Origin of the sequence: Microvirga tunisiensis (assembly GCF_009296175.1) — a bacterium.
In the GTDB taxonomy this organism is placed as follows: Bacteria; Pseudomonadota; Alphaproteobacteria; order Rhizobiales; family Beijerinckiaceae; genus Microvirga; species Microvirga tunisiensis.
The window spans coordinates 20379-46297 of sequence record NZ_VOSK01000020.1 but is presented as its reverse complement, the minus strand read 5'-3'; the positions used below and the strand labels follow the sequence as shown (position 1 = coordinate 46297).

General features: G+C 65.4%; 20 protein-coding genes and 1 pseudogene. 9 read left to right on the top strand and 12 right to left on the bottom strand.

Going from position 1 to position 25919, the window contains the following annotated elements; genetic code table 11:
• Window positions 1–2: 2 nt before the first annotated feature.
• Window positions 3–1340: an MATE family efflux transporter gene (locus FS320_RS08600; protein WP_152710835.1), complete on the bottom strand. Its 1338-nt coding sequence runs from the start codon at window positions 1338–1340 to the stop codon at window positions 3–5.
• Between the two features lie 17 nt (window positions 1341–1357).
• Window positions 1358–1621 carry a DUF6460 domain-containing protein gene (locus FS320_RS08595; protein WP_152710833.1) on the bottom strand — a complete coding sequence of 88 codons (264 nt, stop codon included), beginning with the start codon at window positions 1619–1621 and terminating at the stop codon, window positions 1358–1360.
• 110 nt (window positions 1622–1731) lie between these two features.
• Here FS320_RS08595 and FS320_RS08590 point away from each other — a divergent pair, with 110 nt between their 5' ends.
• The gene (locus FS320_RS08590; RefSeq protein ID WP_152710831.1) at window positions 1732–2673 is read left to right on the top strand and encodes an alpha/beta hydrolase; all 942 of its coding nucleotides are present in this window, start codon (window positions 1732–1734) and stop codon (window positions 2671–2673) included.
• On the opposite strand, the gene FS320_RS08585 is transcribed toward FS320_RS08590, so the two are convergent.
• From FS320_RS08585 to FS320_RS08570, 4 genes are all read right to left on the bottom strand, one after another.
• Window positions 2670–3392 (bottom strand): response regulator, encoded by a 723-nt coding sequence (locus FS320_RS08585; protein WP_152710830.1) that lies wholly within the window; start codon window positions 3390–3392, stop codon window positions 2670–2672. The genes FS320_RS08590 and FS320_RS08585 overlap by 4 nt on opposite strands.
• A 76-nt stretch (window positions 3393–3468) precedes the next feature.
• Window positions 3469–3918, bottom strand: coding sequence for a secondary thiamine-phosphate synthase enzyme YjbQ (locus tag FS320_RS08580; RefSeq protein WP_152710828.1), 450 nt, complete (start codon window positions 3916–3918; stop codon window positions 3469–3471).
• Window positions 3915–5648 carry a cisplatin damage response ATP-dependent DNA ligase gene (locus FS320_RS08575; protein ID WP_152710826.1) on the bottom strand — a complete coding sequence of 578 codons (1734 nt, stop codon included), beginning with the start codon at window positions 5646–5648 and terminating at the stop codon, window positions 3915–3917. The genes FS320_RS08580 and FS320_RS08575 overlap by 4 nt, the downstream gene beginning before the upstream one ends.
• A complete protein-coding gene (locus FS320_RS08570; protein ID WP_152710824.1) occupies window positions 5645–6700 on the bottom strand; it encodes a ligase-associated DNA damage response exonuclease in 1056 nt (351 codons plus the stop codon). The genes FS320_RS08575 and FS320_RS08570 overlap by 4 nt, the downstream gene beginning before the upstream one ends.
• 863 nt (window positions 6701–7563) lie before the next feature.
• On the opposite strand from FS320_RS08570, the gene FS320_RS08565 reads away from it, so the two are divergent.
• Window positions 7564–8493 carry a class I SAM-dependent DNA methyltransferase gene (locus tag FS320_RS08565; protein ID WP_244627043.1) on the top strand — a complete coding sequence of 310 codons (930 nt, stop codon included), beginning with the start codon at window positions 7564–7566 and terminating at the stop codon, window positions 8491–8493.
• On the opposite strand, the gene FS320_RS47710 is transcribed toward FS320_RS08565, so the two are convergent.
• Window positions 8494–9315 (bottom strand): SDR family oxidoreductase, encoded by an 822-nt coding sequence (locus FS320_RS47710; RefSeq protein WP_162002885.1) that lies wholly within the window; start codon window positions 9313–9315, stop codon window positions 8494–8496.
• A gap of 85 nt (window positions 9316–9400) precedes the next feature.
• Entirely contained in the window at window positions 9401–9883 is a 483-nt protein-coding gene (locus FS320_RS08555; protein WP_152710820.1) for a GNAT family N-acetyltransferase, read from the bottom strand.
• Between the two features lie 93 nt (window positions 9884–9976).
• On the opposite strand from FS320_RS08555, the gene FS320_RS08550 reads away from it, so the two are divergent.
• Window positions 9977–12481: a ligase-associated DNA damage response DEXH box helicase gene (locus FS320_RS08550; RefSeq protein WP_152710819.1), complete on the top strand. Its 2505-nt coding sequence runs from the start codon at window positions 9977–9979 to the stop codon at window positions 12479–12481.
• Window positions 12478–13179 carry a ligase-associated DNA damage response endonuclease PdeM gene (gene pdeM, locus FS320_RS08545; RefSeq protein ID WP_162002884.1) on the top strand — a complete coding sequence of 234 codons (702 nt, stop codon included), beginning with the start codon at window positions 12478–12480 and terminating at the stop codon, window positions 13177–13179. The genes FS320_RS08550 and pdeM overlap by 4 nt, the downstream gene beginning before the upstream one ends.
• Window positions 13180–13315: 136 nt before the next feature.
• On the opposite strand, the gene FS320_RS08540 is transcribed toward pdeM, so the two are convergent.
• The 4 genes from FS320_RS08540 to FS320_RS08525 form a co-directional block, all read right to left on the bottom strand.
• Window positions 13316–14290: a nitrilase family protein gene (locus FS320_RS08540; protein ID WP_152710817.1), complete on the bottom strand. Its 975-nt coding sequence runs from the start codon at window positions 14288–14290 to the stop codon at window positions 13316–13318.
• 78 nt (window positions 14291–14368) lie between these two features.
• Window positions 14369–15130: a TIGR02186 family protein gene (locus tag FS320_RS08535; RefSeq protein WP_162002882.1), complete on the bottom strand. Its 762-nt coding sequence runs from the start codon at window positions 15128–15130 to the stop codon at window positions 14369–14371.
• Window positions 15127–16056 carry a sulfite exporter TauE/SafE family protein gene (locus FS320_RS08530; protein ID WP_152710815.1) on the bottom strand — a complete coding sequence of 310 codons (930 nt, stop codon included), beginning with the start codon at window positions 16054–16056 and terminating at the stop codon, window positions 15127–15129. Before FS320_RS08530 ends, FS320_RS08535 begins: the two co-directional genes overlap by 4 nt.
• Window positions 16057–16267: 211 nt before the next feature.
• On the bottom strand, window positions 16268–19474 hold the full coding sequence (locus FS320_RS08525; protein WP_152710813.1) for an SEL1-like repeat protein: 3207 nt from the start codon (window positions 19472–19474) through the stop codon (window positions 16268–16270).
• Window positions 19475–19833: 359 nt separating this feature from the next.
• Here FS320_RS08525 and FS320_RS08520 point away from each other — a divergent pair.
• From FS320_RS08520 to FS320_RS08505, 5 genes and pseudogenes are all read left to right on the top strand, one after another.
• Window positions 19834–20084, top strand: a pseudogene (locus FS320_RS08520) (MerR family transcriptional regulator); the annotation flags it as partial.
• Between the two features lie 29 nt (window positions 20085–20113).
• The gene (locus FS320_RS49695; RefSeq protein WP_274597155.1) at window positions 20114–20242 is read left to right on the top strand and encodes a MerR family transcriptional regulator; all 129 of its coding nucleotides are present in this window, start codon (window positions 20114–20116) and stop codon (window positions 20240–20242) included.
• 304 nt (window positions 20243–20546) lie between these two features.
• Window positions 20547–22340, top strand: coding sequence for an acyl-CoA dehydrogenase C-terminal domain-containing protein (locus FS320_RS08515; protein WP_152710811.1), 1794 nt, complete (start codon window positions 20547–20549; stop codon window positions 22338–22340).
• Between the two features lie 127 nt (window positions 22341–22467).
• Window positions 22468–23676 carry an acetyl-CoA C-acetyltransferase gene (locus FS320_RS08510; RefSeq protein WP_152710810.1) on the top strand — a complete coding sequence of 403 codons (1209 nt, stop codon included), beginning with the start codon at window positions 22468–22470 and terminating at the stop codon, window positions 23674–23676.
• Between the two features lie 26 nt (window positions 23677–23702).
• Window positions 23703–25913: an FAD-dependent oxidoreductase gene (locus FS320_RS08505; RefSeq protein WP_152710808.1), complete on the top strand. Its 2211-nt coding sequence runs from the start codon at window positions 23703–23705 to the stop codon at window positions 25911–25913.
• Window positions 25914–25919 lie beyond the last annotated feature (6 nt).

Sequence of the window (25919 nt, the reverse complement as noted above, 5' to 3'; positions counted from 1 at the left end):
GCTCAAGACAGGCTGGCAAAGGTCTTCTTCGCCAGCCGCGGATAGAGGATGAACTGGCCGAGGCCTCGTGCGCTCAGGAAAGTCAGGAGAGCGATCCAGAGCGCCGTGTTGCCGAGATCGCCTGCCGCTAGAAGAATGGCTCCGTAGGCGATGAAGGCGATCACCATCAGGTCGCGCATGGATCGTGTCCAGGTCGCTCCCGTGTAGATGCCGTCGAAGGCGAAGGCGGCAGCACCGAAGAGCGGGGTCAGAGCGGCAAAGACCAGATAATCCCGCGCATAGGAACGCACCTCCGGGTTCGTCGACACGAAGTCGATGAAGAAGCCGCCGCCGATCAGGAAGAGCGCAGAAACGGCAAGGCCGAATCCTAAACTCCACCCCAGGCTCAAGTGGATGGCGCGCCGGAAGCTCCGTTCGTCGCGGGCGCCGATGCTCTGGCCGCACAGGGTCTCGGCCGCGGTGGCGAAACCGTCGAGGAAATAGCCGCCGATCAGGAACATGTTGTAGAGCACCGCATTCGCCGCGAGCGTCACATCGCCGGACCGCGCTCCGAGGGCGCTGAAGATCGAGAAGGCGAGGATCAGCGCCACGTTGCGGATCATGATGTCCCGGTTCATGGCCAGCGTCTGCAGCATGGCCGCCCGGTGCAGGACCTCAGGCCACGTGACCGCCAGCGGGTTAGAGCCGAGGCGACGCAGAACCACGATGCCGAGGCCTGCCCCCAGCACCTCGGCGAGTGCCGTGCCGATGGCCGCACCCGCAATGCCGAGACCGAAGCCGAGGACCAGCGCCATCGTGAACACGATATTGGCCACATTGATCGCCACCTGCAGCAACAAACCGAGATCCGTGCGGCCGCGCCCCAAGGTGGATCCCAGGATCACGTAGTTCGCCAGGGTGAAGGGTGCCGCCCAGATGCGGATGAAGAAGTAGGTCGAGAGGGCATCGGTCACCGCCTGGCTCGCACCCGCCATGGAGAAGGCCAGCGTCGCGATGGGCCATTGCAGCAGGATCAGCAGAAGGCCCGTCACGCCGGCCACCAGGAAAGCCCGGGCGAGCGTCAGGTCGACCTCATGCCGGTTGCCGGCGCCGGTCGCCTGGGCGGTCAGGCCGGCGGTTGCCATGCGTAAGGACCCGAAGCTCCAGAACACGAAGTCGAAGATTACGGCGCCCAGCGCCACCGCTCCGAGCAGATGCGCTTCGCCGAGCCGTCCGATCACTGTCGCATCGACAAGCCCCAGGAGGGGCGTCGTCACGTGCGACAAGGTCATCGGCAGCGCGAGGGTCAGGATGCGACGATGGGAGATGTCCAGCCGCCGTGCGGTCGCTGAGCCGTCCATGGTGGTCCTCGAAGGTCTCAGCGCCGGCTGCTGAACAGGCGCGAGATGAGCCAGAGCGGGACGACGATGATCGCGCCGTAGAGAATCCAGCGGCCCACATCGAGAACCGTCTCGAGGCTGAGGTCGAGAACGGAGGCGATCCAGTTGAACAGGCCTTCGACCAGCGCGACAGGCGTGATGTCGAGAAACGCCAGAAAGGCGCCGACGAGCAGGGACAGGAAAATCAGCTTCACCAGCACGGAGCCGGGGGAGCCGCCGAGAAAGCGGTTCAGGTTGGACATATCCTCATCTCGTCAGAAAGCGTCACTGGAAGAAAGCGTAATAGACCTGGGTCGTTGCGTGTGCTTCATCGCAAGGGCCGGCGACGAACGCAACCCAATCCGAGCTTCGCATGATCGATCCAGCCCTTTTCGACCCCTCCGCCGTCAGCGACGAGATCCGCGCCCAGAATGCCGAGATCGTGGCAAAGCTCGCCGCTCTGCCCGATCCGATGTCGGTGCCTCCGGCCGTGGTGCGGGAGCGGCGTCGCCAGGGATTGGGGCCGTTCCCCCTGATGCCGTCTAGCAGCCGGGCCAGGACCATCACCATTGATGGACTGGCTGGTCCCATTCCCCTGCGCATCATCGCTCCGGACAACCCGCGCGGCGTCTATTTCCATATCCATGGCGGCGGCTGGACCTGGGGCACGGCGGATGAGCAGGACCCTTGGCTCGACCGTCTGGCGGAAAGCTGCGGACTGGTGGTCGTTTCCGTCGAGTATCGCCTCGCTCCCGAACATGCCTATCCGGCCGCGCCCGACGATTGCGAGGCGGCGGCTCTCTGGGTCATCCGGGAGATGGAGAGCCGGTTCGGCACCTCGCGCCTGTTCATCGGCGGCGAGTCGGCCGGTGCCCATCTCTCGGCAGTGACGATCTTGCGCCTGCGCGACAGGCACGGGCTGACCCCCTTCCGGGGCGCCAATCTCTTCGCCGGGTGCTACGATCTTTCTCTCACGCCGAGCGTCCGGCATTGGGGCAACGAGCGGCTGATCCTCAACACGAACGACGTGCGGGTCTTCGCCGACAATTTCTGCGGTCAGGCCCCCGACCGGCGCGATCCCGATATCTCGCCCCTTAATGCCGACCTGAAAGGACTGCCGCCGGCTTTGTTCTCCGTCGGGACCAAGGACATGCTCCTCGACGACAGCCTCTTCATGGCGTCGCGCTGGGTGGCGGCAGGCAACACGACCGACCTCGCCATCTGGCCCGGCGGCTGCCACGTGTTCATCCGCTTCGACAGCGCTCTGTCGGAACAGGCGCTGTCGCGGATCGACAGGTTTATCGAGAGGCTTTAATCGGCCCCGGCCGGGGAGGGGCGCTGGGTCACGCCGATCTTCGAGGCCGCGATGACCGCCTGCGTGCGGCTGTCGACGCCGAGCTTGTCGAGAATGGCCGACACGTGGGCCTTCACGGTCGCTTCCGAGACGCCGAGTTCGTAGGCGATCTGCTTGTTGAGCAGGCCCTCGGACAACATGGTCAGGACGCGAACCTGCTGCGGGGTCAGCGTGCCGAGGCGGCGGACGAGATCGGCGGTTTCGGGATCTTCCGAAGCGGAGAGGTCCACGTCCGGCGGGGTCCAGGTGTCGCCGGCCAGCACCGCCTGGATGGCGCCGCCGATGCTGTCGATATCGATGGATTTCGGGATGAAGCCGGAGGCGCCGAAATCCATGGCGCGGCGGATCACGGTGGGCTCTTCCGTTGCGGAAACAATCACGACGGGCAGTTCAGGATATTGGGCTCGGAGCGACATCAATCCGGAAAAGCCCTGTACGCCCGGCATCGTCAGATCGAGCAGGATCAGGTCGACGTCCCGCTCCTGGGTCAGAGTGACGTTCAAGTCATCCATGCCGCTCGCTTCGACCACCCGGGCCTGGGGCATGGTGGAGGCGACGGCCTGTCTCAATGCCCCGCGAAACAACGGATGGTCATCGGCAATGATGATCGTGGTGGTTTGACTTTGCACGTGTGCCTTCTCCCACGAGACGCTTGCTTGAGCCTTAGCCGCATCCCTCATGAAATAGCAAGGCGGCAATCGAAGACCCTGGCTATTCTAAGGGAAAGTACTGAGGCGACACACTCGATCATGTGGATTACGCCCCGATCAGGTGAAAAGTAAGATCCCGGCGATGGGGCCTGTCCCGGTGCTCGGCGAGGTAGATCCCCTGCCAGGCTCCCAAACTCATCCGGCCTTCCATCACGGGAATGCTCAGGGAGACGCCCGAGATCACGGTCCGGATATGGGCCGGCATGTCGTCCGGACCCTCGGTCGAGTGGACATAGCCCGCGTTCCGCGGAGCCAGACGATCGAAGGCGGTCAGCAGATCCCGGCGGACATCAGGATCGGCATTCTCCTGGATCAGGAGCGAGGCCGAGGTGTGGCGGCAGAAGACGGTCAAAAGCCCACGCCGGATGCCGGTGCCGGACACCCAAGCCGCCACCGCATCCGTGATCTCGGTCAATCCCTGACCCCGCGTGTCGATGCCGAGCCGCCCGCTGGACTGCCGCGTGATCTCGCCTTCGGACACGGTTTCGATCCTCATCCCTTCTGCCTCTTCGCTTCCTTGTCCTGCAGCGGGTAGACCTCCTTCTCGCCGCGCTCCAGGATCCTTTCCAGGGTCTCGATCCGGTCGGCTTCGGCGGCAGGCTTGTCCCAGCGGATGCGGTTGATGCGGGGGAACCGCATGGCGACGCCGGATTTGTGCCGGGTCGAGCGCTGCAGCCCCTCGAAGGCCACCTCCAGCACGAGGCCCTTGTCCTTGCCGTATTCCACCTCCCGCACCGGGCCGAAGCGGTTGACCGTGTGGTTCCGGACGTAACGGTCGAGCTTCACCAGTTCCTCGTCGGTGAAGCCGTGGTAGGCCTTGCCGACGGGCACCAGCTCCTGTCCACCCGGCCCATCGCGCCAGACCCCGAAGGTGTAGTCGGAATAGAAGGACGAGCGCTTCCCGTGACCCCGCTGGCCGTACATCATCACGGCGTCGACGAGGTACGGATCGCGCTTCCACTTGTACCAGTAGCCCTTGGGTCGGCCGGGGAGATAGGGGCTGTTCGCCCGCTTCACCATGCAGCCCTCGATGGCATCCGCATCGAGACCGGCGCCGACGGAAGCCGGGTCGGCGCGGGCGGCGGCTAGGTCCTCCCAGGTCGAGAAGGGCACCATGGGCGAGAGGTCGATGCGCGGGTCGTCGATGCGGGCGACGAGCGCCTCCAGGCGCTTCCGCCGCTCCGCGAAGGGGAGGCCGCGCAGATCCTCCTCGCCCTCGAACAGGATGTCGTAGACACGCAGGTGCGCGGGGAACTCCGCGATGAGCTTCGGCGTCACGGCCTTCCGGTTCAGGCGCTGCTGCAGCACGTTGAAGCTCTGGACCCGACCCTCGCGGACGATCAGCAATTCGCCGTCGATGGCGCCCTCGAAATTCAGCGCCTCGACCAGATCGGGAAAGGCGCGGGAGACGTCCTCGCCGGTGCGGGAATAGATCCGCTTCACCGGGCGCCCGTCGCTGCCATGGCCGGCCGCGGCCTGCAGGCGGATGCCGTCCCATTTCCACTCGGCCAGGAACTCGGAGGCCTCGAGCTTGGCGAAATCCTCGTCCTCCAGGGGATGCGAGAGCATAGAGGGGCGGAACGGCGCGGGATTGCCGGATTCGGGCTTCGGGCCGCGGCCCTCGACCCAGGCGAAAAGGTCCTCGTAAGGCGCCTCCAGCCCGTGCCAGATCAGCTCGACCTCGTCGGGCTCGACCTGGCCGAGCTGGGCGACCGCCGTCTTGGCGAGCCGCGCGGAGACGCCGACACGCAGCTCCCGGGTGATCAGCTTGATCAAGGCCCAGCGTCCCGTCTCGTCGAGAGCGTCCATCCACTCGGCGACCCGGCCGGGCAGGTCGCTCTTGCTCGTGGTCGCCAGGGTTTCGATGACCTCGGTGAGACTCGGGACATGAGGCGGCGGATTGTTGTGTCCGATGGCCGGAGCGCCCGACGCAGGGGCCACGCTCTCATGCCCGGGGGAGGGCCAGATCAGCGCCACGGTCTCGGCCAGATCGCCCACATAGTGATAGGACATGTGGAACAGCTCCGGGTCGGTCCGCTCCTCGACGAGGCCGCGGATCAGGCCGGGCTTGGCCTCCTTGAACATGAGCGCGCCGGTCATGGCGGCCAGCGCATAGCCCCGGTCCGGATCGGGTGTATGGCGGAAATAGTCCGCGAGCAGCCGCAGCTTCGCGTTGCGGCGCGGCTCGTAGCCCAAGCGGTCGAGGAGGGCGGCGAAGCGGTTCATGCGGCGTCTCCCGCTTCCGCGCCAGCCGCAGGCGCCTCCTCCGCCTCGCCCTCGTCGCCGTAGCCCAGCATGTGCAGGGGCCGCGCCCGGATGCCGTGGGTGGTGCACCAATGGACGAGCGCGTCTTCCTGCCCATGCGTGACCCAGACCTCCCCGGCGCCGGTTTCCCGGATCGTGCGGCACAGATCGTCCCAATCGGAATGGTCGGAGATCACCAACGGCAGCTCCACGCCCTTCTGCCGCGCCCGTGCCCGCACCCGCATCCAGCCGGAGGCGAAGCAGGTGACGGGATCGGGAAAGCGTCGCGACCACAGGTCCTGGATCGAGGAGGGTGGGCAGATCACGATGGCACCGGCAAGCTTCGAACGCTCCGAGGCCACGACCTTGGGCGTCTCGCCCAGAGGAATGCCCTCGGATTTATAGAATTCGGTCAGGCGCTCCATGGCGCCGTGCAGATAGATCGGCTTGTCGTAGCCTTCCTCGCGCAGGAGGGCCATGACCCGCTGCGCCTTGCCCAGCGCATACGCGCCGACGATATGGGCGCGCTCGGGAAAGAGGGCGACGGAATCGAGGAGCTTGCGCACCTCGGCGCGCGTGTCCGGATGGCGGAAGACCGGCAGGCCGAAGGTCGCCTCGGTGATGAAGACGTCGCAGGGCACGACCTCATAGGGCAGGCAGGTCGGGTCCTCCGCCCGCTTGTAATCGCCCGACACGACGACGCGGGTGCCTCCCGCTTCGATGGCGATCTGCGCCGAGCCCAGCACATGACCCGCAGGGGTAAAGCGCACGGTCACATCCCCGAGGCGCAGGCTCTCGCTTAAGTGAGCCTCCTGCGTGGAGCCTGCGAAATCCGCCCCGTAACGCACGCCCATGATGAGCAGGGTCTCCCGCGTCGCCAGGACGGAGCGGTGTCCCGAGCGGGCGTGATCCGAATGGCCATGGGTGACGAGCGCCCGCTTCACAGGCCGGACCGGATCGATATGGAAGTCGCCAAGGGGGCAATAGAGCCCTTGCGGGGTCTGGGTGAGGATGTCGGTGGAACGCAGCGCCATGGGTGAGAATATAGGGTCCGGCCGGGCGATGTCAGGCCGAGGAGAAGTGCTGTCTCCGACGGGATTCGCCGTCGTCATCCACGACCGGGCAGGCGGTCCGGGAGTGCGGCAGGTTGGAGGCCCGACCCTCGGTATTGTCGTTCCCGCGCGGGTGGGAATGCGGAGCCGCTGACAATCCCCACTGGAGTGCCGCCGCGGTTATGGATCCCGGCCTCTGCGGGATGACGGTGCCGTGCTGGTTTTCACGCTCCCGGATCGGCTTGCGCCCTTCGGCCCTCGTACCCTCCGACTGCACCCTCCGACGTCATCACCGGCCTCGTGCCGGTGATCCCAGTCCAAGAAGCGCCGAGCCTCACCTTATCGGGATGGCCGGGACAAGCCCGGCCATGACGGCAGAGGGTGTCGCGGGCCGTGATCCCGACCGTCTCGCTCGGCCTCATCCTGAGGAGCCGCGACAAGCGGCGTCTCGAAGGAGGAGTTCAGGGCTCTTCCGGACCCTCCTTCGAGACGCAGCCTCACGGCTGCTCCTCAGGATGAGGGCGACGGGTCTGGAAGCGGGATGGCCCGGACCGATCCCCGGATCGAGCCCGGGGACGGCCATGACGTCGGAGAGGATGCACGAACCAACAGGTGTCATTCCCGGCCGGAGCGCAACGGAGGGGAAGGGAATCCATCAGCTCGGCACCGGACTGTGGATCCCCTTCCCTCGCTGACGCTCGCCGAGGATGACACGCGACTGCGTTGTCCATTCCCTAGACGGGAGGGGAAAACACCCTCGTCACACGATCCCGGATCGCCTGCAGCGTCCAGGCTGACGATGGCGCGCCATTGACAGACTTTCCGCTCTCCCGCATCCACAAGCCATGCCGCAGCCCTCGACCGTCCGATCCACCGGCGATTTTCGCGCCGACCGCCGCTATGAATATGCCCGTGCCGCCTTCGATGAGCGCGACTTCGAGGCCGCCGCCGATCTGGCCCGGCAGGTGATCGAGCTCGCTCCGGACTTTGCCCCCGCCCATGTCATGCTCGGCCGCTCGGCCGCCGAACTGGAGTTGCGGGAGGAGGCGGTGACGGCCCTGCGTCGGGCGCTTGCGCTCGAGCCCGAGGATGCGCTGGGCGTGCGTCTCGATCTCGCCCGGCTCGGCGCGCTCGCGCCCGGCGAGGCGATCACCGATGGCTACGTGCGGGCGCTCTTCGACGATTACGCGCCCAAATTCGACCGGCACCTGACCAAGAGCCTTGCCTATCGCGGCCCGGAGTTGATCGCCGATGCGCTGCGCCGGGCCTGCTCCAAGCGGATACGGGATTATCGCTTCGGACGGACTCTCGATCTCGGGTGCGGCACTGGGCTGATGGCGCAGGAGCTCGCAGGATTCTGCGCCTCCGTCGAGGGCGTCGATCTCTCGTCGCGCATGCTGGAAAAGGCGGAGAAGACCAAGCTCTACGATGCCCTGCACGAGGGCGAACTCGTTGCTTTCTTGAGTGGGCGCCGGACGGGCGAGGCCGATCTCGTCGTGGCGGCCGACGTGTTCGTCTACATGGCGGGCCTCGATGCGGTCTTCCGGGAGGCACACCGCGTGCTGGGACGTGAAGGCTTTTTCGCCTTCACCGTCCAGGCCCATGAGGGCGACGGTTTCGTCCTCGGCGAGGATGCCCGATACGCGCACGGCGAGTCTTATCTTCGCGATCTCGCGGACAGCGCTGGATTTACGCTCGTCATCTTCGAGCGCGTCTCGACCCGGGAGGACCGCGGCGTGCCGGTTCCCGGGTTCCTCGTCGTGCTTCAGCGCTGATCAGTATTGCGGCGGCGTCGAGGGGTGCGGCGCGCTCTCGTAGCAGCCGGCCACCGACTGGTCGAAATCGATCACCGAGCCGGTCATCATGCCGGATTCGCCGCTGGTCAGAAAAGCCACGGCCCGTGCCACCTCCTTCGGATCCAGCAGGCGGCCGAAGGGCTGCTCCTTCGCGGCCTTCTCGAGCCAGCCGTCCTCGGCATCGTGATAGGTCTTCATGATCCGGTCCTCGCCCGGCGTGTTCATCCAGCCGATGTTGAGGGCGTTCACGCGGATGCGCCAGGGCATGAGGCTGAAGGCTGCGTTCTTGGTGAGCGTGGCGAGCGCGCCCTTCGAGCCGCTATAGGCGGTGATGAAGGGCTGGCCGCCATGGGCCGACATGGACAGGATGTTGACCATCGCGCCTTCGATCTTCTCGCGCCGCATGATCTTGGCGGCCTCCTGCATCAGGAAGAAGGGCGCGCGCACGTTGACCGCGAACATGCGGTCGAACAGCTCCGGGCTCGTGTCGAAGATCGTGCCGCGATCCGTGATGCCGGCCGCGTTCACCAGCACGTCGACGCGCCCGAACACGTTGTCCGCCCGTGCGGTCACCTGACGGGCTTCCTCGACGCTTTCCAGGTCGGCCTGCACGAATTCCGTTTGGCAGCCTTGGTTCGAGATCTCGCGCGCCACCGCATGCCCGCGCTCCGCGTTGCGCCCGCAGATCACGAGGCCCTTGGCGCCGCGCTCGGCGAAGGTGCGGGCAATGGCCTCGCCGAGGCCCTGCGTGCCTCCGGTGACGACGGCGACAGCATTCTGGAACTGGAAGTCGTGCGACATGGCGATTGCCTTTTCATTCTCGTTGTTGGCGTTGCCCAAGCTGAAATGATCTTGCGGGAGATGGCAAGCGAGCATTGGCACGCGTTCACATCTTCAGATCCTTCACCATCTCCCAGCAGGCCACCGGCACTGGCTCGCCCCGGGTCTCCGCTTCCTCGACGATGTCGGTCTCAAGGCGCCAGCCGCAGCGTTCGTAGAAGGCGCGGGCGTTACTATTGCCGACGAGACACAGGAGACGAGCCCGGTCGAAGCCGCTTGCCCAGATCGCGTGTTCGCTTGCCAGCAGCAAGGCGCGGCCGAGACCCAGCTTTCGCCCTTCCGGCGCGACGTAGAGCTGGCCGAGCGTGTTTTCCGCCCAGGCGGCGAAGCCCAGAAGCCTGCCTTCGAAATAGGCCGCGAGGGGCGGCACGGGAAAGCGCCTCACCCGCTCGATGAAGAATGCTTCGTCGCGATCGGCCGCCACGCCCGGCGGCTGAAGAGGAGCCTGCGTCTCCTGCCAGACGGCATGGTAGAGCCGGCCAATCTCCTCCAACTCGTCCCGTCCCGCTGCGCGAAGCCCGCCGTTCATGACATCTCCTTGATTCAGCAATTAATGTAATTCTGTTTCGAGCGTCAAGGCGCTCCCTGGCGAAAGCCGCGGCGCACCTTATGTCTAGGACAGATGTCGCAAGTCCCCGCCTCCCTTCTCCCCAAATCCTTCCGCGACTGGTTCAAGCGCCGTGGATGGGCGCCCCGAGACCACCAGTTGGAGCTGCTCGCCAAGGCCGGGCAGGGCCGCTCCGTGCTGCTCGTGGCGCCGACCGGCGCGGGCAAGACGCTCGCCGGGTTCCTGCCGAGCCTGGTGGAACTGGCCGAGCGGGGGGGTAGCAGGTCGAAGGAGAAGCGAGGACTTCACACCCTCTACATCTCACCTCTCAAGGCGCTCGCCACTGACATCGCCCGCAACCTCGAAGCGCCGGTTGCGGAGATGGACCTTCCCATCCGCATCGAGACGCGCACGGGCGACACGCCGTCCCACAAGCGGGCGCGGCAGATCGAGCGTCCGCCGGACATTCTGCTGACCACGCCGGAGCAGCTGGCGCTCCTGCTCGCCCATGCGGAAGCACGGGAGTTCTTCAAGGACCTGCGCCGCGTGGTGCTGGACGAGCTGCACTCGCTCGTTACGTCGAAGCGCGGCGATCTGCTGTCGCTCGGGCTCGCGCGGCTCCTGACCATCGCCCCGCAGGCGACCGCGGTCGGGCTGTCGGCGACAGTGCGCGAGCCGGACGATCTGCGGCGCTATCTGGTGCCGCAGCGTACGGACGCGGACCTGGCCGACCTCGTCGTCGTGCAGGGCGGCGCGCAGCCCGATATCCGCATGCTCGAACTCGACGAGCGCCTGCCGCTCGCGGGCCACACGGCCTCGCTGTCGATGCCGGCGATCTACGATCTCATCCGCGACCACAAGACGACCCTGGTCTTCGTCAACACGCGCCTGCAGGCGGAGTACACCTTCCAGGAACTCTGGAAGCTCAACGACGACAGCCTCGCCATCGCGCTCCATCACGGCTCGCTCGACGTGTCGCAGCGCCGCCGCGTGGAAGAGGCGATGGCGGCGGGGAAGCTGAAGGCAGTGGTGTGCACCGCGACCCTCGATCTCGGCATCGACTGGGGCGATGTGGACCTCGTGGTGAATGTGGGCGCTCCGAAAGGCGCCTCGCGCATCATGCAGCGCATCGGCCGCTCGAACCACCGCATGGACGAGCCGTCGGAGGCTTATCTCGTGCCCGCCAACAGGTTCGAGATCCTCGAATGCCGCGCGGCGCTGGATGCCGTTCACGAGGCGGCGCAGGATACGCCGGATGCGCGCATCGGCGCCCTCGACGTGCTGTGCCAGCACATCCTCGGCATGGCCTGCGCCGAGCCGTTCAAGCTGGATGAGCTCTACGAGGAAGTGCGCTCCGCCGCGCCTTACGCGGGCTTGGGCTGGGAGGATTTCGAGGCCTGCGTCGCCTTCGTCGCCACAGGCGGCTACGCCCTTCGTGCCTACGAACGCTTCGCCAAGATCGTGAAGGGCAAGAACGACCTTTGGCGCGTGCGCGATGCCAAGATCGCGCAGCAATATCGGTTGAATGTCGGCACCATCGTCGAATCCAGCATGATCAAGGTGCGGCTCGGCAGGACGGCGCGCTCGCGGCCGGGCACCGTGCTGCCGCGCGGCCGCATCCTCGGCGAGATCGAGGAATACTTTGCCGAGACGCTGACGCCGGGCGACACGTTTCTCTTCGCCGGCGAGGTGCTGCGCTTCGAGGGCATCTCCGAGGACGAGGTGCTGGCGACGCGCGCAGGCTCCGGGGCGGATCCGATGATCCCATCCTACGAGGGGGGCAAGTTTCCGCTCTCCACCTTTCTCGCCGCGCGGGTGCGGGCGATCCTGGCCGATCCGTTCGAGTGGGACCGCTTGCCGCAACAGATGACCGAGTGGCTGCTGCAGCAGCGCCGCCGCTCCATCGTGCCGGGGCCTCGCGATCTGCTGGTCGAGACCTTTCCGCGCAGCAACCGCTTCTACATGACCTGCTTTCCCTTCGAAGGGAGGCTCGCGCATCAGACCCTCGGCATGCTGCTGACCCGCCGCCTGGAGCGGGCGAAGCTCAAGCCGCTGGGTTTCGTCGCCAACGATTACGGCATCGCGGTCTATGCCTCCGGCGACATTGCGTCCCGCGCGGGTCGTGATCCTCATTTCATGGACGAACTCTTCTCCGAGGACATGCTCGGCGACGATCTGGAGGATTGGCTCGCCGAGTCCTCCCTCATGAAACGCACCTTCCGCCAATGCGCCGTCATCGCCGGGCTCATCGAGCGCCGGTTCCCGGGGGAGAAGAAGACCGGGCGGCAGGTCACCATCTCCACCGATCTCGTCTACGACGTGCTGCGCAAGCACGAGCCCGACCACGTGCTCCTGCGCGCCGCGCGGGCGGATGCGGCAACGGGACTCCTCGACGTGAGGCGTCTCGGCATGATGCTAGAGCGCATCCGGGGGCGAATCATCCACAAGCCGCTCGACCGGGTTTCTCCTTTGAGCGTGTCCGTCATGCTGGAGATCGGCCGCGAGCGCGTCTATAGCGATAACGCGGACGAGATTCTGGCCGAGGCGGAAGCAGCGCTTCTCGACGAGGCTTTGGCGTGACGGCTTTGCGTAAGAACAAACAGACAACACACGAAATCGAGCTCCAGGGCCAGCCGGCGCTCCTCGATCTGACGGGGGCGATGTATCTGCCGGACCGGGACACGCTGCTCGTGGCCGATCTCCATTTCGAGAAGGGCTCGTCCTTTGCCCGGCGCGGCATGATGCTGCCGCCCTACGACACCCGCGAGACGCTTCTTGCGCTCTCCGACGCGGTGTTTCGCTTCGACCCCAAGTGCGTCATCGCGCTCGGCGACAGCTTCCACGACATCGGCGGGCCTGAGCGGCTCGGCGACGAGGAGCGCACAACGCTCGGCGACGTGCAGAAGGGGCGCGATTGGATCTGGGTCACGGGGAACCACGACCGCATCCTGCCCGACAGCATCGGCGGGCAGGTGATCGAGGAGATGGCGCTCGGATCCCTCACCCTGCGCCATGAGCCGGCGGCAGGAGAGCAGGCCGAGATCGCCGGCCACCTGCACCCGGTCGGCAAGGTGGTCATGCGCGGGCGCGCAACGCGCCGCCGCTGCTTCCTCACCGACGGCTCTCGCTGCGTCATGCCCGCACTCGGCGCCTATGCGGGTGGACTCAACGCCTGCGATGCCGCCTTCAAGCCGCTCTTCCCCAAAGGCTTCACCGCGCATCTCATCGGCACCGAGCGCATCTTCGCCATCGCCCGGGCGATGCTCTGCCGGGATTGAACGCAACCTATACCATCCGTTCAGCCGTCATGGCCGGCACAAGGCCGGTGATGACGCGAGCGTCGATGATCCGCCCACATGCCCGCACTATCCCCATTCTTCCTTCCGTTGCGCGCCCTTCAGTGAATGACTCGAGTCATTTCGCCTTCACCACAGGGGCCTCCGAGAAACGGGCCTGCCGTGGGGCGAGCTCATGGCCCTGCGGTTGCGTGAGAAGGCCGTAGAGATCCGGACGGCGGCCGCGGATCCAGCGCCGTCCCGTGGCGAGCGGCAGGAGGTCGAGATCAAGGTCGGCGACGACCAGGGCGTCCTGCGCCTTCCACGTTTCCGCGATGATCCGTCCATAGCAGTCGATGATCATGGCGTTTCCGGTGCGCACTTCCCCGTCATCCTCGCCGACGCCGTTGCTGAACAAAAGGAAATAGCCGTTGTCATGCGCGCGGGCCGGCAGCCAGCGCAGCAGCCATTCGCGTCCTTTCGGTCCGCGGAATTCGGCCTCGACGGCTTCCGGATTGCTGTGCCGGTTTTCCCAGAGGGCAGGGTCGATCAGGCCCATGGCCTGGGGAGAGCGTGAATGGCAGCCGCCGGTTTGGTGCGGCGCCATGACGATGTCCGCCCCGAGAAGAGCCGTCGCGCGCGCATTCTCGACGAGGTTGTTGTCCCAGCAGATGAGCACGCCGACCTTCACCCCCCAGGGTGTATCGAAAACCGTGTAGCTGTCGCCGCTCGCGATATCGTCGCTCTCGAAGGCATGGAGCTTGCGGTGGCGGTGGACCTGCCCGTCGGGCAGGCAGACCACATAGGTGTTGAAGAGACGGCCATCCTCTCCGCGCTCGATCATGCCGACGCCGATGGCCATGCCGTACCGGGCCGACAGGGAGGCGATGGCCTGGGTGGAGGAGCCCGACGGCACAGGCTCGGCAAGCTCCTCCAAGCGCTCCCGCCCGAGATTGCGCACGTGCCAGTATCCGGTCAGGCACATTTCCGGAAAGGCGAGGATCTTGACCTGACTCTCGGCGGCTTCGCGGCAGAAGCGCTCCACAACCGCCATGTTGTAACCCTTGTCATCGGCTTTGTGGTGGAACTGAACCGTTCCGCACCTGAGCATCATCGTGTATCCCCGAGTTGAGCAGCAGGCAGGATCGCCTGACGATCCTCGCGGGTAAAGAGCCGAGAGCGAGACGTTCGCTCAATCCCGCCGGAAGATCGTGCTGGCAAGCCAGCCGAAGAAGAGAGCGATCACGGCCGTTGCCAGTCCATAGGCCAGGGACCAGTCGCGGGCGATGACCCCGACCCGTTCCTCGAAACCGGTCTTGACCAGCTCGAAATGGGTTTGGGTGCGGGCCAGGATCACGGTGTCGGCGAAGAGCGTCACGTCGACATCGTAGTTGCCCGGCGGGGCCGTTGCCGGTAGCGCGATGCTGGCGCGGAAGATCTCGGGCGTCAGGAACGTCACGCCGCGCTCCTCTTCCAGATAGAGGCCTTCCTCCGCTTTGAGCCTGTAAAGCGCGTCCCGGAAGGGCTGGTCCGCGCCGCCGCGATAGAGGGTGAAATCGGGGGCATTGATGATGGCACTCAGGCCGACCTTCTGGCGCTGGCGCAGCTGATCGCTCGTAATCTCCTCAATGGACCGGGAGCTGAGCACGTTCAGATAGGCCGGGGCCGTCGGGAACTTCTGCTGGTCCTGGTTGATCCAGACAGGGCCGAGCCGTTCCTTTTCACGCACGGTCAGAAACTGGCGCGGGCCGCGAACGGTGACGACGATGTCGTAACCTGTGGCGCGGGCGATCGTCTGCGCATCCCGCTCGATGGCGCCGAACACGGCAATCTGCGTTCCGGTATAGTTCGAGTTGATCAGTACCCGATGGTTCGACAGCGACGTGATCAGGGTTTCCGCCCGCGCGCAGACCATCGTGGCGACGAGGATCAGGAGCGCGCCGACGATCCTCACGTGCGCGTCTCCTGCGTCGTGATGGAGAAGGGCTCGTCCGGCTTCAGAACGAGTTCGAGGCCGAAGCGCAGGCCCACTGCCAGCAGCAGGATGGCGAGCAGGAAGCGAAAAAGCTCGGCTCGCAGGTGGCGCCCCATGCGCGCGCCGAACTGCGCTCCGAAGACGCCGCCGACGATGAGGAGGATCGCCAGGACCATGTCGACCGCCTGGTTCGTGACGGCATGCAGAATGAGGGCGACGAGCGTGGTGCAGACGATCTGGAACTGGGAGGTCCCCACGACCACGGTGGTCGGCACCCGGAAAATATAGAGCAGCGCCGGCACCACGATGAAGCCGCCGCCGATGCCGAGCAGCGCGCCGGCAAAGCCGATGAACAGCGAAAGCCCGAGGATCGGGATGATGCTGACATAGAGCTTGGAACGGTAGAAACGCATGCGCAGGGGCCAGCCGAGATAGGGCGCATGCTCGCCGGCCCTGCGCCGCAGGCGCACAGCGCCGCCCTTCCGTCGGCTCCAGAATTCCCGGATGCTCTCCTTGAGCATCAGGCTGCCCACGATGGTGAAGAGCGTCACGTAGGAGATGACGATGACGAGATCGAGCTGGCCCGCCCGTCTCGCCGCCGCGAAGAACCATACGCCCAGCGCCGATCCGACGAATCCTCCCGCCACCAATATGGCGCCGAGCTTGTGGTCGAGGGCATTGCGGCGCAGCGCTCCGAGCACGCTGGTCGTGGAGGAGGCGACGATCTGCGCCGATTGAGTCGCCACCGCGACGGCCGGGGGAATGCCGAGGAAGATCAGGAGCGGCGTCATCAGAAAGCCGCCGCCGATGCCGAAAAGCCCTGAAATGAAGCCTACCGCCGCACCCATCCCCAGGATGAGAAGAACGCTCACAGGCATCTCGGCAATCGGCAAATAGATTTGCAACCCGGTTCCCCCAATGGCCGGTGCAGCCACGTCGTTGTTACAGCATCATGCAGGCGGTGTAACGGTCATGTTCTGAACGGAAGATGACAAAGCCTGCTTGGAGCATCGCACCCGAAAAGGGCAATCCCCTGTCGGATCCAAAGCTCCCTCTTTGATGAGCACACCGTTCGGGGCGAAAAACGGGATCCACTGTCCGCACGATGCGCTAGGCTTAACTCCTGTTGCCCGGCGTTCGATCCAAAGCGGCGGTCCGGCCCTGGTCGGAGGCCGGCGGCTTGTTGGCGACGGGATCGACGGCCCTCGGTCGCCAGAGTTCGAGAGCCGCCTTGGCGGCCTTCATTTCGGCCGCGCTCAGGCGTCCGGCCATCTCGTCCCGCTTCCGGGCAGCCTCCGCGTCTCCCTGGTCCGCAGCGAGGGAGAACCACTGGAAGGCCTTGGACTGGTCGGGCTTTGCCCCGATGCCGCCGGCGAGCAGGATCCCCACGTTGTACTGGCTGTCCCGCAGACCGGATTCGGCGGCCTCGCCGTACCAGCGCAGGGCGGCGGCGTAATCCGGCTTTCCGTTCTGGCCCGAGGCGAGAAGGGTGGCGAGGTTGTGCATGGCGCGGATGTTGCCGCCCAAGGCGGCACGCTCGTACCAGAACGCGGCCTGCTTGAGATCGAGCGGAACGCCTTCCCCCTTCGTATGCATCATGGCGAGGCGCTCCTGGGCGGGAGGAAGTCCCGCTTGAGAGGCCCGCTCGAAAAGATGAGCCGCGATGGTCATGTCCTTCGCCATGCCGCGCCCTTCGGCGGCTCGGGATGCGATTTCATAGAGGGCCGCCGCATCGCCCGCGAGAGCCGCCTGCTGCAGCTCGGCCGGTGCATCGGACGGGATTCCACCGATGGTCGCGGGATCGACGAGAAACTGTCCCGCTGCGAGAGGGGGGCCAGGATGGAACCCCGCGCCAAGGCTCGATGCCTGAAAGACGCTGGTGTCACTGGCCAGGGAGGAATGCTTCGCCGCGGCAGGCTGGGCCGTTTCCTGCGGTTTTCCGGCCGGTGCCGATGCCCAGTCAAGGGAGCCCCGCTCGCCGGACAAAATCTGGAATGTCCCGGCGGTCAGGATCAGGAAGGCAAGTCCGAAAAGAAGAGGACGGCGATGGCTGTCGAAGCTTTGGCGCAGACGCTCGAAGAAGGACGCGGAGGCCGGCGTCGGTTCATCCGCCTCCGGCTCTTCGGGTTCAGCCGCCTGCTCCTCCTTCGGGTTCGAGAGCGAGAGGGGAGCGGGCAAAGCCGGTTCCGGTGCCGCATTCTGCACAGCCCGCCGGGCTGCGGCGATCAAGTTGGCGCGGACATTGCCGAGAGCGGCTTCTGGGGCGGCTTCCGGAGCGGCCGGTATGGTTGTGCCGGTCTGTGGAGCCTCCGGTGTCGAGACATTCAGGGCTTCGCAGGACGTCGTGTCGAAGGAAGGAAGCGCGACTTCTTGGATTTGCGACAGGGTGGCCGCATGGAGCCTGCGCACGGCGACTTCGAGACGATCGGCCGGCGGCAATGGAGTGGATGGCACGTCCAGCCCGGACTTGAGCGTCCCGCCAGGGGCGGAGGGTGGCTGGTTCGGAAGGCGGGAGGCGAGCGCTTCCAGAGCATCGTGGACGGCGCGCAGGGTTTCCTGTGTCTTCTTGTCGGACCGATTGTGCAACGCTTTCAGCTCGACGAAGCCATGCTTGAGCGCATCGAGATCGCCGGAATCCGGCAGGGAGGGGCGGATGTCGTTCAGCACGGTCCTGGCGGCGCGCTCGGCAATGCCGAAGGCCTCGTCCTGAAGGTTCTTGAGATGCCCGGTCGCCTCGTGAAGGGTCCTGTGCAGAGCCTCTCCGGGCATCTGCTCGAAGCGTTCGGCCAGGGCCACGACCTGCCGTTCGAGGGCATCGAGGCCTGCAGGGTGAGGCGGCGTCCGCTCGAGCTTCTCGTCGATGGAGCGCAGCATCTGCGCCATCCCGGAGGTGTCCGTCCGCCGGCCGAACTCGCGCAGCTCCTGCTCGATGCGGTCGAACCTCTGCATCAGAGGCTCGTGGGAGGAAGCCTCCTGTTCGGCAACGGCCTCGATCCGCGAGGACAGCCGTTCGATCGTTCCGGTCAGCGCGTGACCGTTCTCGGTGCGGCTGTCGGAAAGGCCGGCCATCCGCTCGGTCAAGCGCTCGAGCTGTTCGCTGATCGGGGTGAGATCGGCCGGTGCCGGCTCGGGACGGCGGGCGAGAACGTCGATGCGCCGACCCAGGATCTCCAGCTGCTCGGGAATCTTGCTCGTCTCCTGCGCCGTGGCGGTGACGAAGAGAGCCGAGCAGACATCGTCGAGGGACGTCTTCAGGGCGGTGAAGTCGCTCTTGCTCACCTGATGGAGGCGAAGCTCGGAAACCTGACGGCCGAGGATCTCGATATTGTCAGAAAGCTTGGCAATCTGCTGCGGCTCGGCCCGATGCGCCAGATCCTGGCGCATATCGACGATCTGGCAGCTGAGGAAATCGACGACGGAGCGGTCTACCCCCGTCTCGGCCATCGCGTCGATCTTGCCTTTGATGTGGTCGATCTCATGGCCGATACGCCGATGCAGTCCTTCGCTCACCTCTCCCGAAAGAGACTGGATCTGCTCGTAGAGAACGGCGATCGAGCTCGCGAGGGTGCGCAGATCCTTCGTCGTCGGTCCCTGCTCGAGATCCTTGGCAATCGACCCGAGGGCAGCGTCGAGGGCTGCGATCTCCTCGCGGGTTGCAAGGCTTTCGATGCCGCAGCGCAGCCCGTCGATCTCGGTCCGGATACCTTCGACGGAAGGGCCCCAGATGGGATTGGGCTGTTCCAGATATGTGGCGAGGCGCGACATGTCGGCCCGCAGGCCGACGAGCGTTGCGGAAACGGGCGCGAGCGCCTTGAGCGCCTCCTCCATGGGGAATTCGATGCGCGGTGGAGCAGCCCGTTCCGAGGTGACCTGGCGCTCCACCGTGTCGAGGCGGTCCTTCAGGGACGACAGGGCCTGGGACAGCACGGCGGCGATCCGGTCCTGCTGGTCCACCGAGCTGCGGGCCGCCTCGTTCAGGCGGATTTCAGCCTGCTCGATCCAACTGGCCATGGATTCGAGCGCAATGGCCGTCTGGGAGGCCTGATCCTGAGCCTGACGCTCGCTCTCGGCCGCCACGGCCGCCATCAGGGCTTCATAATCCCGCTTCGGCTGGGACCGGGGCGGAGGGGACATCCGGGCGATCAGGCTCTCGAGATCGCTGCCGGCCTTCCGGCGCGGGGACGCCGGCCTGTCCTGCCTCTCTTCGAGCACGGCTGCGGCCCAGTCCTCAAGGCTCATGCCGGCCCGGCGAGCCGCGGCGGCGATCAGCTCGCGGGCGTCGAAGTCCAGGTCATCAGGTCTTGAGAAGACGGGTCGTCTCATGGTTGGGCTCGCGGGGATACGCGTGAACTTCTGAGGCTGGCTACGGCCCCGTGCCGATGCTCGCCTCCGGGCCAGGAGCCTGAAAGAGGCGAATCACGACACCTCCAGACCCTTCGTCCGACGCCGCAACTTTTGTCCGGCACGGTAAAAAACCCGTTAAACGGAGGGGATTTAGCGGCAAATAGTGCCCGGAGGTCGGGTCTCTTCCCTATCGGAATTCCCGAAAGAGGACTTTCTTTTGCCCCAGCGGCAGATGACGTGCGCAATACGCTTGCAAGTCTTAAGTCATGTTGTATTATATTATTACTGAAGGGGAAGTGCTCACACCGACCGGTGACGAAGAAATAACGGGGCGTTCCATGGATCAATTGGCAGGCAGCACCCATGCCGGCGAGACCGGAGAGGGTGCGAAACTTTATACGATCGGCGATCTCGCACGTGAGTTCGGGGTAACCCTCCGCACCCTGCGGTTCTATGAAGACCGCGGTCTTCTGTCCCCGCGGCGGGACGGAACGGCGCGCATCTACGATGCCCGGGATCGCGAGCGTCTCTCCGTCATCCTCAAGGGCAAGCAGCTTGGCTTCACCCTGACCGAGATCCGCGATGCTGGCGGAGGAACGGTCGGGCAATGGAGCGGCTATGAATCTCAAGCTCTCCCTTGACCAGATCGAGGACCAGATCCGCCACCTCGAGCAGCAGAAGATCGAGATCGAAGAGGCGCTGGCCGAACTCCACGCCCGGCGCGCGGGTGTGGCAGTCGCGGCCTGAACCGCGGCACCTCAAAAACCTGATCTTTCAACGACGCCCACCTGGCAGCAAGCATGTCGTCTGCTGCCGGGGGGCGTTTCCGCTTGTGCGTGAGCCAGGACAGGAAGGACGACTGGTCGGACCTCCGGTCGACGCGTCCGTGTCTGTGGCGTGGCCGGAAATCGACGGTCGTCGCTTCCATCAAAGATTTCCCACCCTACCTCTTTCAAAAACGACGAGATGGTTTATATGTAAACTATCTACTTGGCCGGTGTGCTTCCTTAGAGGAAGCTTCGATGCCGGTGTCCGATCTGGGAGAGTCCGAATGCCGGTCTACAAGGCCCCCGTCGAAGACGTCATGTTCCTCCTGAACGACGTGTTCCCGATTGAGCGTCACAACAACCTGCCCGGCTTTGCCGATGCGACGCCCGACACGGTGGAGGCGATCCTCGCGGAGGGCGCCAAGCTTTGCGAAGAGGTCTTCGCGCCGCTGAACCTCTCCGGCGATCAGGAGGGCTGCACCCGCAATCCGGACGGATCGGTGACCACGCCGAAGGACTTCAGGCAGGCCTACGAGGCCTATGCCGCCGGCGGCTGGATGGGGCTTGCCGCGCCGGAGGAATATGGCGGACAGGGGCTTCCCTCCGTCCTCAACACCATCATGCAGGAATTCGTCTCCTCGGCGAACCTGGCGCTCGGCATGTATCCGGGCCTGACCCAGGGCGCCATCGCGGCGCTGCTGGTGCACGGCACCGAGGAGCAGAAGAAGACCTACCTGCCCAAGATGATCGAAGGCGCCTGGACCGGCACCATGAACCTCACCGAGCCTCATTGCGGCACGGATCTGGGGCTGCTCAAGACCAAGGCCGTGCCGAACGGCGACGGCTCCTATGCGATCTCGGGCACCAAGATCTTCATCTCCGCCGGCGAGCACGACATGGCGGAGAACATCGTCCATCTGGTGCTCGCCCGCATCGAAGGCGCTCCGCAAGGTACGAAGGGCATCTCACTCTTCGTGGTGCCGAAATTCCACGTCAACGGCGACGGATCTCTCGGCGACCGCAACGGTGTCTCCTGCGGCTCCCTCGAGCACAAGATGGGCATTCACGGCAATGCCACCTGCGTGATGAACTACGACGGCGCCAAGGGCTGGCTCGTCGGTGAGGCGAACCGCGGTTTGAACGCAATGTTCGTGATGATGAACGAGGCGCGCCTCGCCGTCGGCGTGCAGGGTCTCTCCCAGTCGGAGGTCGCCTATCAGAACGCCGTGGCTTACGCGAAGGACCGTCTGCAGGGCCGTGCGCTCACGGGGCCGAAATTCCCCGACAGGCCGGCCGATCCGATCATCGTGCATCCGGACGTTCGCCGCACGCTTCTCTCCATCAAGGCGTTCAACGAAGCGGCGCGCGCGCTCATCGTTTGGACGGGGCTGAACAGCGACATCGCGCATCGCTCCTCCGACGATGCTCAGCGCCAGACCGCCGAGGATTACATGGGCCTGATGACGCCCGTGGTGAAAGGCGTGCTCACCGATCTCGGCTTCGACAATGCCGTCAAGGCGCAGCAGATGTTCGGCGGCCACGGCTACATCGAGGAATGGGGCATGTCGCAGTTCGTGCGCGATGCCCGCATCACACAGATCTACGAGGGCGCCAACGGCATTCAGGCCATGGACCTCGTCGGCCGCAAGTTGGGCAAGGACGGCGGACGCGCCGTCATGACCTTCTTCAACGAGGTCGGCGCTTTCTGTCAGGAGAATGCCGGTGGCGAGAGCCTGAAGGCCTATATCGTGCCTCTGCAGCAGGGCCTGGGCCATCTGCAGCAGGCCACCATGTGGTTCATGCAGAACGCCATGGCAAAGCCCGACAACGCCGGAGCCGGCGCGACCGACTACATGCATCTCTTCGGCCTCGTGGCCATGGGCTACATGTGGGCCAAGATGGCGAAGGCCGCGCAGGCGAGGAAGGCCCAGGGCGACGGCGTCGCCGACAGGATGGACGCCAAACTCCTGACCGGCCGCTTCTTCATGGAGCGCCTGATGCCCGAGACGGGCATGCGCCTTGCCCGCATCTCCACGGGCGCGGACACGACCATGGCGCTGCCGATGGAAGCGTTCTGATCAAACACGGCCCGGTTGGAGCATCAGCGGAAAGCCGGGACCGCATGACGAGTACACGCTCTTGAAAACGGCCCCGGATCGCGCTTCGCTTATCCGGGATGGCACATGATAATTCTGGGAGGCCTCCATGGCTGAAGCCTATATCTACGACGCCGTTCGCACCCCGCGCGGACGCGGCAAGCCGGACGGTTCGCTGCACGAGGTTCCGGCGGTCGATCTGGCCGTGACGGCGCTCGACGCCATCCGCACGCGCAACGATCTCGATCCGATGCTGGTCGAGGACGTGGTGCTGGGCTGCGTCGATCCGATCGGCGAGGCAGGGGGCGACATCGCGCGCGCGGCCGCGCTGAAGGCGGGCTTCGGCAAAGAGGTGCCGGGTGTGCAGATCAACCGTTTCTGCGCCTCGGGCCTCGATGCGGTGAATCTGGCCGCCGCGCAGGTGATGTCGGGCATGAAGGAAATCGCCATCGGCGGCGGCGTCGAATCCATGAGCCGCATCGGCATGGGCGCCTCCGGCGGCGCGTGGCCTGTCGATCCGGGCATCGCCATTCCCACCTACTTCCTGCCGCAGGGCATCTCGGCGGACCTCATCGCGACGAAGTACGGTTTCACGCGCGACGATGTCGACGCCTATGCGGTCGAGTCGCAGAAGCGCGCGGCGAAGGCCTGGGACGAGGGGCGCTTTGTCAAATCCGTCGTGCCGGTGAAGGACGTGAACGGCCTCACCATCCTGTCCAAGGACGAGCACATGCGGCCTCAGACCGACATGCAGTCCCTCGGTCAGCTCAAGGCGGCCTTCGTGCAGATGGGCGAGATGGGCGGCTTCGATGCGGTGGCCATCGCTGCGCACCCGGACGTGGAATTCGTCAATCACGTGCACCATGCGGGCAACTCGTCCGGCATCGTCGACGGCGCGGCCGCGTTGCTCGTCGGCAGCAAGGACGGCGGCACGAAAGCCGGACTGAAGCCTCGCGCCCGCATCAAGGGCTTTGCCTCCATCGGGTCCGATCTCGCGCTCATGCTCACCGGTCCCATCGACGTGTCGGAACTGGCTTTGCGCAAGGCCGGCATGACGAGGGACGACATCGATCTCTTCGAGATCAACGAGGCCTTCTCGTCGGTGGTGCTGCGCTACATGCAGGCGCTCGACCTCGACCCTGCGAAGGTCAACGTGAATGGCGGCGCCATCGCCATGGGCCATCCGCTCGGCGCTACCGGCGCCATGATCCTCGGCACGGTGCTCGACGAACTGGAGCGCACCGACAAGCAGACGGCGCTGATCACGCTCTGTGTTGCCGCCGGCATGGGCACGGCAGCGATCATCGAGCGGGTTTGAGAACAGGCGGGAAGGGGATAACCACCATGACGAACTTCACCAATTTCCGCTTCGAGGTCGACGCCAACGGCATCGCGCTCGCGACCTGGGACATGCCCGGCCGTTCCATGAACGTGATCACCCCCGAGGTGATGGGCGAGCTGGAGCAGATCATCGAAACGGTTGCCGGCGACGAGGCCATCAAGGGCTGCGTCATCACCTCCAGCAAGGAGGCTTTCTCCGGCGGCGCCGATCTCACCATGCTCCAGGGGCTCGGCGCGGAATACGCGCGGCTTGCGAAGGAGAAGGGCGAAGAGGCTGCGATGCAGTTCTTCTTCGAGGAATCGCGCAAGCTTTCGCTGCTTTACCGCCGTCTCGAGACCAGCGGCAAGCCGTTCGCGGCGGCCGTGCATGGCGTATGCCTCGGCGGTGCCTTCGAGCTGGCGCTCGCGTGCCATTTCCGCGTGCTGTCGGATGTGGATTCCACCCGCGTCGGCCTGCCGGAGGTGAAGGTTGGGCTCTTCCCCGGCGCCGGCGGCACGCAGCGCGTGGCGCGGCTGATGCAGACTGGCGATGCCCTGCAGATGCTGTTCAAGGGCGAGCAGATCCGTCCGCTCATGGCGCGCAACATGGGCCTCGCCCACGCGGTCGCGCCGCGCGACCAGATCGTGCAGACGGCGAAGGACTGGATCAGGAACGGTGGCTCTGCCATCGCGCCTTGGGACCAGAAGGGCTACAAGCTGCCGTCCAACAAGGTCTATTCCGCCGCCGGCATGCAGATCTGGCCCCCGGCCAACGCCATCTACCGCCGCGAGACCCAGGACAATTACCCGGCGATCCGTGCAATCCTGGAATCCGTCTATCAGGGTTTGCAGCTGCCGATGGATCTCGCCCTGAAGATAGAATCGCGCTGGTTCGCCAAGATTCTGCGTTCGAAGGAGGCGGCGGCGATGATCCGCACACTCTTCATCTCCATGCAGGATCTGAACAAGGGCGCGCGCCGGCCGAAGGATGTGCCGCCGACGAGTCTGAAGAAGGTCGGCGTCGTCGGCGCGGGCTTCATGGGCGCGAGCGTCGCTTATGTGACGGCCAATGCCGGCCTTGAGGTCGTGCTCATCGACCGCGACGTGGAAGCCGCCGAGAAGGGCAAGACACATTCGCACAAGCTCATGTCCGACCAGATCATGAAGGGCCGCGCCAAGACGGCGGATCGCGACGCGCTGCTCGCGCGCATCACGCCGTCTGCCGACTACAATGACCTGAAGGATTGCGACCTCGTCGTCGAGGCGGTGTTCGAGGATCCCAAGGTGAAGGCCGAGGTGATCCAGAAGGTGGAGGCCGCGATCCGCCCGGATTGCATCTTCGCGTCCAACACCTCGACCCTGCCGATCACGGGCCTTGCCCAGCAATCGAAGAGCCCTGGCCAGTTCATCGGCATCCATTTCTTCTCGCCGGTCGAGAAGATGATGCTCGTCGAGATCATCATGGGCAAGGAGACGGGCGACAAGGCGCTAGCCACCGCGCTTGATTACGTGCGCGCGATCAAGAAGACGCCGATCGTCGTCAACGATTCCCGCGGCTTCTTCGCCAATCGCTGCGTGCTCGCCTATATCCTCGAAGGCCATCTCATGTTCGCCGACGGCCTGCCCGCGGCGATGATCGAGCAGGCCGGCAAGCAGGCCGGCATGCCGGTCGGACCGCTCTCCCTCAATGACGAGGTCGGCGTCGATCTAGGTCTCAAGATCCTGCGCGCCACGAAAGCGCAATTGGGTGAGACGGCCATCGTGCCGGAGCAGGAGGAACTTCTCACGACGCTGGTAGAGAAGGAAGGCCGGCTCGGCCGCAAGAACCGCAAAGGCTTCTACGATTATCCGGAAGGTGGGCAGAAGCGCCTCTGGCCCGGCTTGAAGGATCTTCAGACGAAGCATGTGGAAGCTGAGTTTGTCGACATGCAGGAACTGAAGCAGCGCCTGCTCGTCACGCAGGCTCTGGAAGCCGCGGGTACGTTCGAGGAGGGCGTGATCACCGATCCGCGCGAGGCGGATGTGGGCTCCATCCTGGGCTTCGGATTCGCGCCCTACACGGGCGGCGCGCTCTCCTACATCGATTTCATGGGCGCGAAAGCCTTCGTGGATTTGTGCAAGAGCCTGCAGGACAAGCACGGTGATCGCTTCGCGCCGCCGCGCATTCTCCTCGACATGGCGTCAAGCGGCGAGACCTTCTATGGTCGTGCCGCTGGGACGAAGAAGGCCGCCTGAGGTTTC

Excerpts from the sequence above, each read along its gene's own strand:
- FS320_RS08580 (WP_152710828.1), bottom strand. The coding sequence starts at position 3,918 with ATGAGGATCGAAACCGTGTCCGAAGGCGAGATCACGCGGCAGTCCAGC.
- FS320_RS08540 (WP_152710817.1), bottom strand. The coding sequence starts at position 14,290 with ATGATGCTCAGGTGCGGAACGGTTCAGTTCCACCACAAAGCCGATGAC.
- FS320_RS08550 (WP_152710819.1), top strand. The coding sequence starts at position 9,977 with ATGTCGCAAGTCCCCGCCTCCCTTCTCCCCAAATCCTTCCGCGACTGG.
- FS320_RS08515 (WP_152710811.1), top strand. The coding sequence starts at position 20,547 with ATGCCGGTCTACAAGGCCCCCGTCGAAGACGTCATGTTCCTCCTGAAC.
- FS320_RS08525 (WP_152710813.1), bottom strand. The coding sequence starts at position 19,474 with ATGAGACGACCCGTCTTCTCAAGACCTGATGACCTGGACTTCGACGCC.
- FS320_RS08565 (WP_244627043.1), top strand. The coding sequence starts at position 7,564 with ATGCCGCAGCCCTCGACCGTCCGATCCACCGGCGATTTTCGCGCCGAC.
- FS320_RS47710 (WP_162002885.1), bottom strand. The coding sequence starts at position 9,315 with ATGTCGCACGACTTCCAGTTCCAGAATGCTGTCGCCGTCGTCACCGGA.
- FS320_RS08600 (WP_152710835.1), bottom strand. The coding sequence starts at position 1,340 with ATGGACGGCTCAGCGACCGCACGGCGGCTGGACATCTCCCATCGTCGC.
- FS320_RS08585 (WP_152710830.1), bottom strand. The coding sequence starts at position 3,392 with ATGAGGGATGCGGCTAAGGCTCAAGCAAGCGTCTCGTGGGAGAAGGCA.
- FS320_RS08575 (WP_152710826.1), bottom strand. The coding sequence starts at position 5,648 with ATGAACCGCTTCGCCGCCCTCCTCGACCGCTTGGGCTACGAGCCGCGC.
- FS320_RS08555 (WP_152710820.1), bottom strand. The coding sequence starts at position 9,883 with ATGAACGGCGGGCTTCGCGCAGCGGGACGGGACGAGTTGGAGGAGATT.
- FS320_RS49695 (WP_274597155.1), top strand. The coding sequence starts at position 20,114 with ATGAATCTCAAGCTCTCCCTTGACCAGATCGAGGACCAGATCCGCCAC.
- FS320_RS08570 (WP_152710824.1), bottom strand. The coding sequence starts at position 6,700 with ATGGCGCTGCGTTCCACCGACATCCTCACCCAGACCCCGCAAGGGCTC.
- FS320_RS08595 (WP_152710833.1), bottom strand. The coding sequence starts at position 1,621 with ATGTCCAACCTGAACCGCTTTCTCGGCGGCTCCCCCGGCTCCGTGCTG.
- FS320_RS08505 (WP_152710808.1), top strand. The coding sequence starts at position 23,703 with ATGACGAACTTCACCAATTTCCGCTTCGAGGTCGACGCCAACGGCATC.
- FS320_RS08510 (WP_152710810.1), top strand. The coding sequence starts at position 22,468 with ATGGCTGAAGCCTATATCTACGACGCCGTTCGCACCCCGCGCGGACGC.
- FS320_RS08590 (WP_152710831.1), top strand. The coding sequence starts at position 1,732 with ATGATCGATCCAGCCCTTTTCGACCCCTCCGCCGTCAGCGACGAGATC.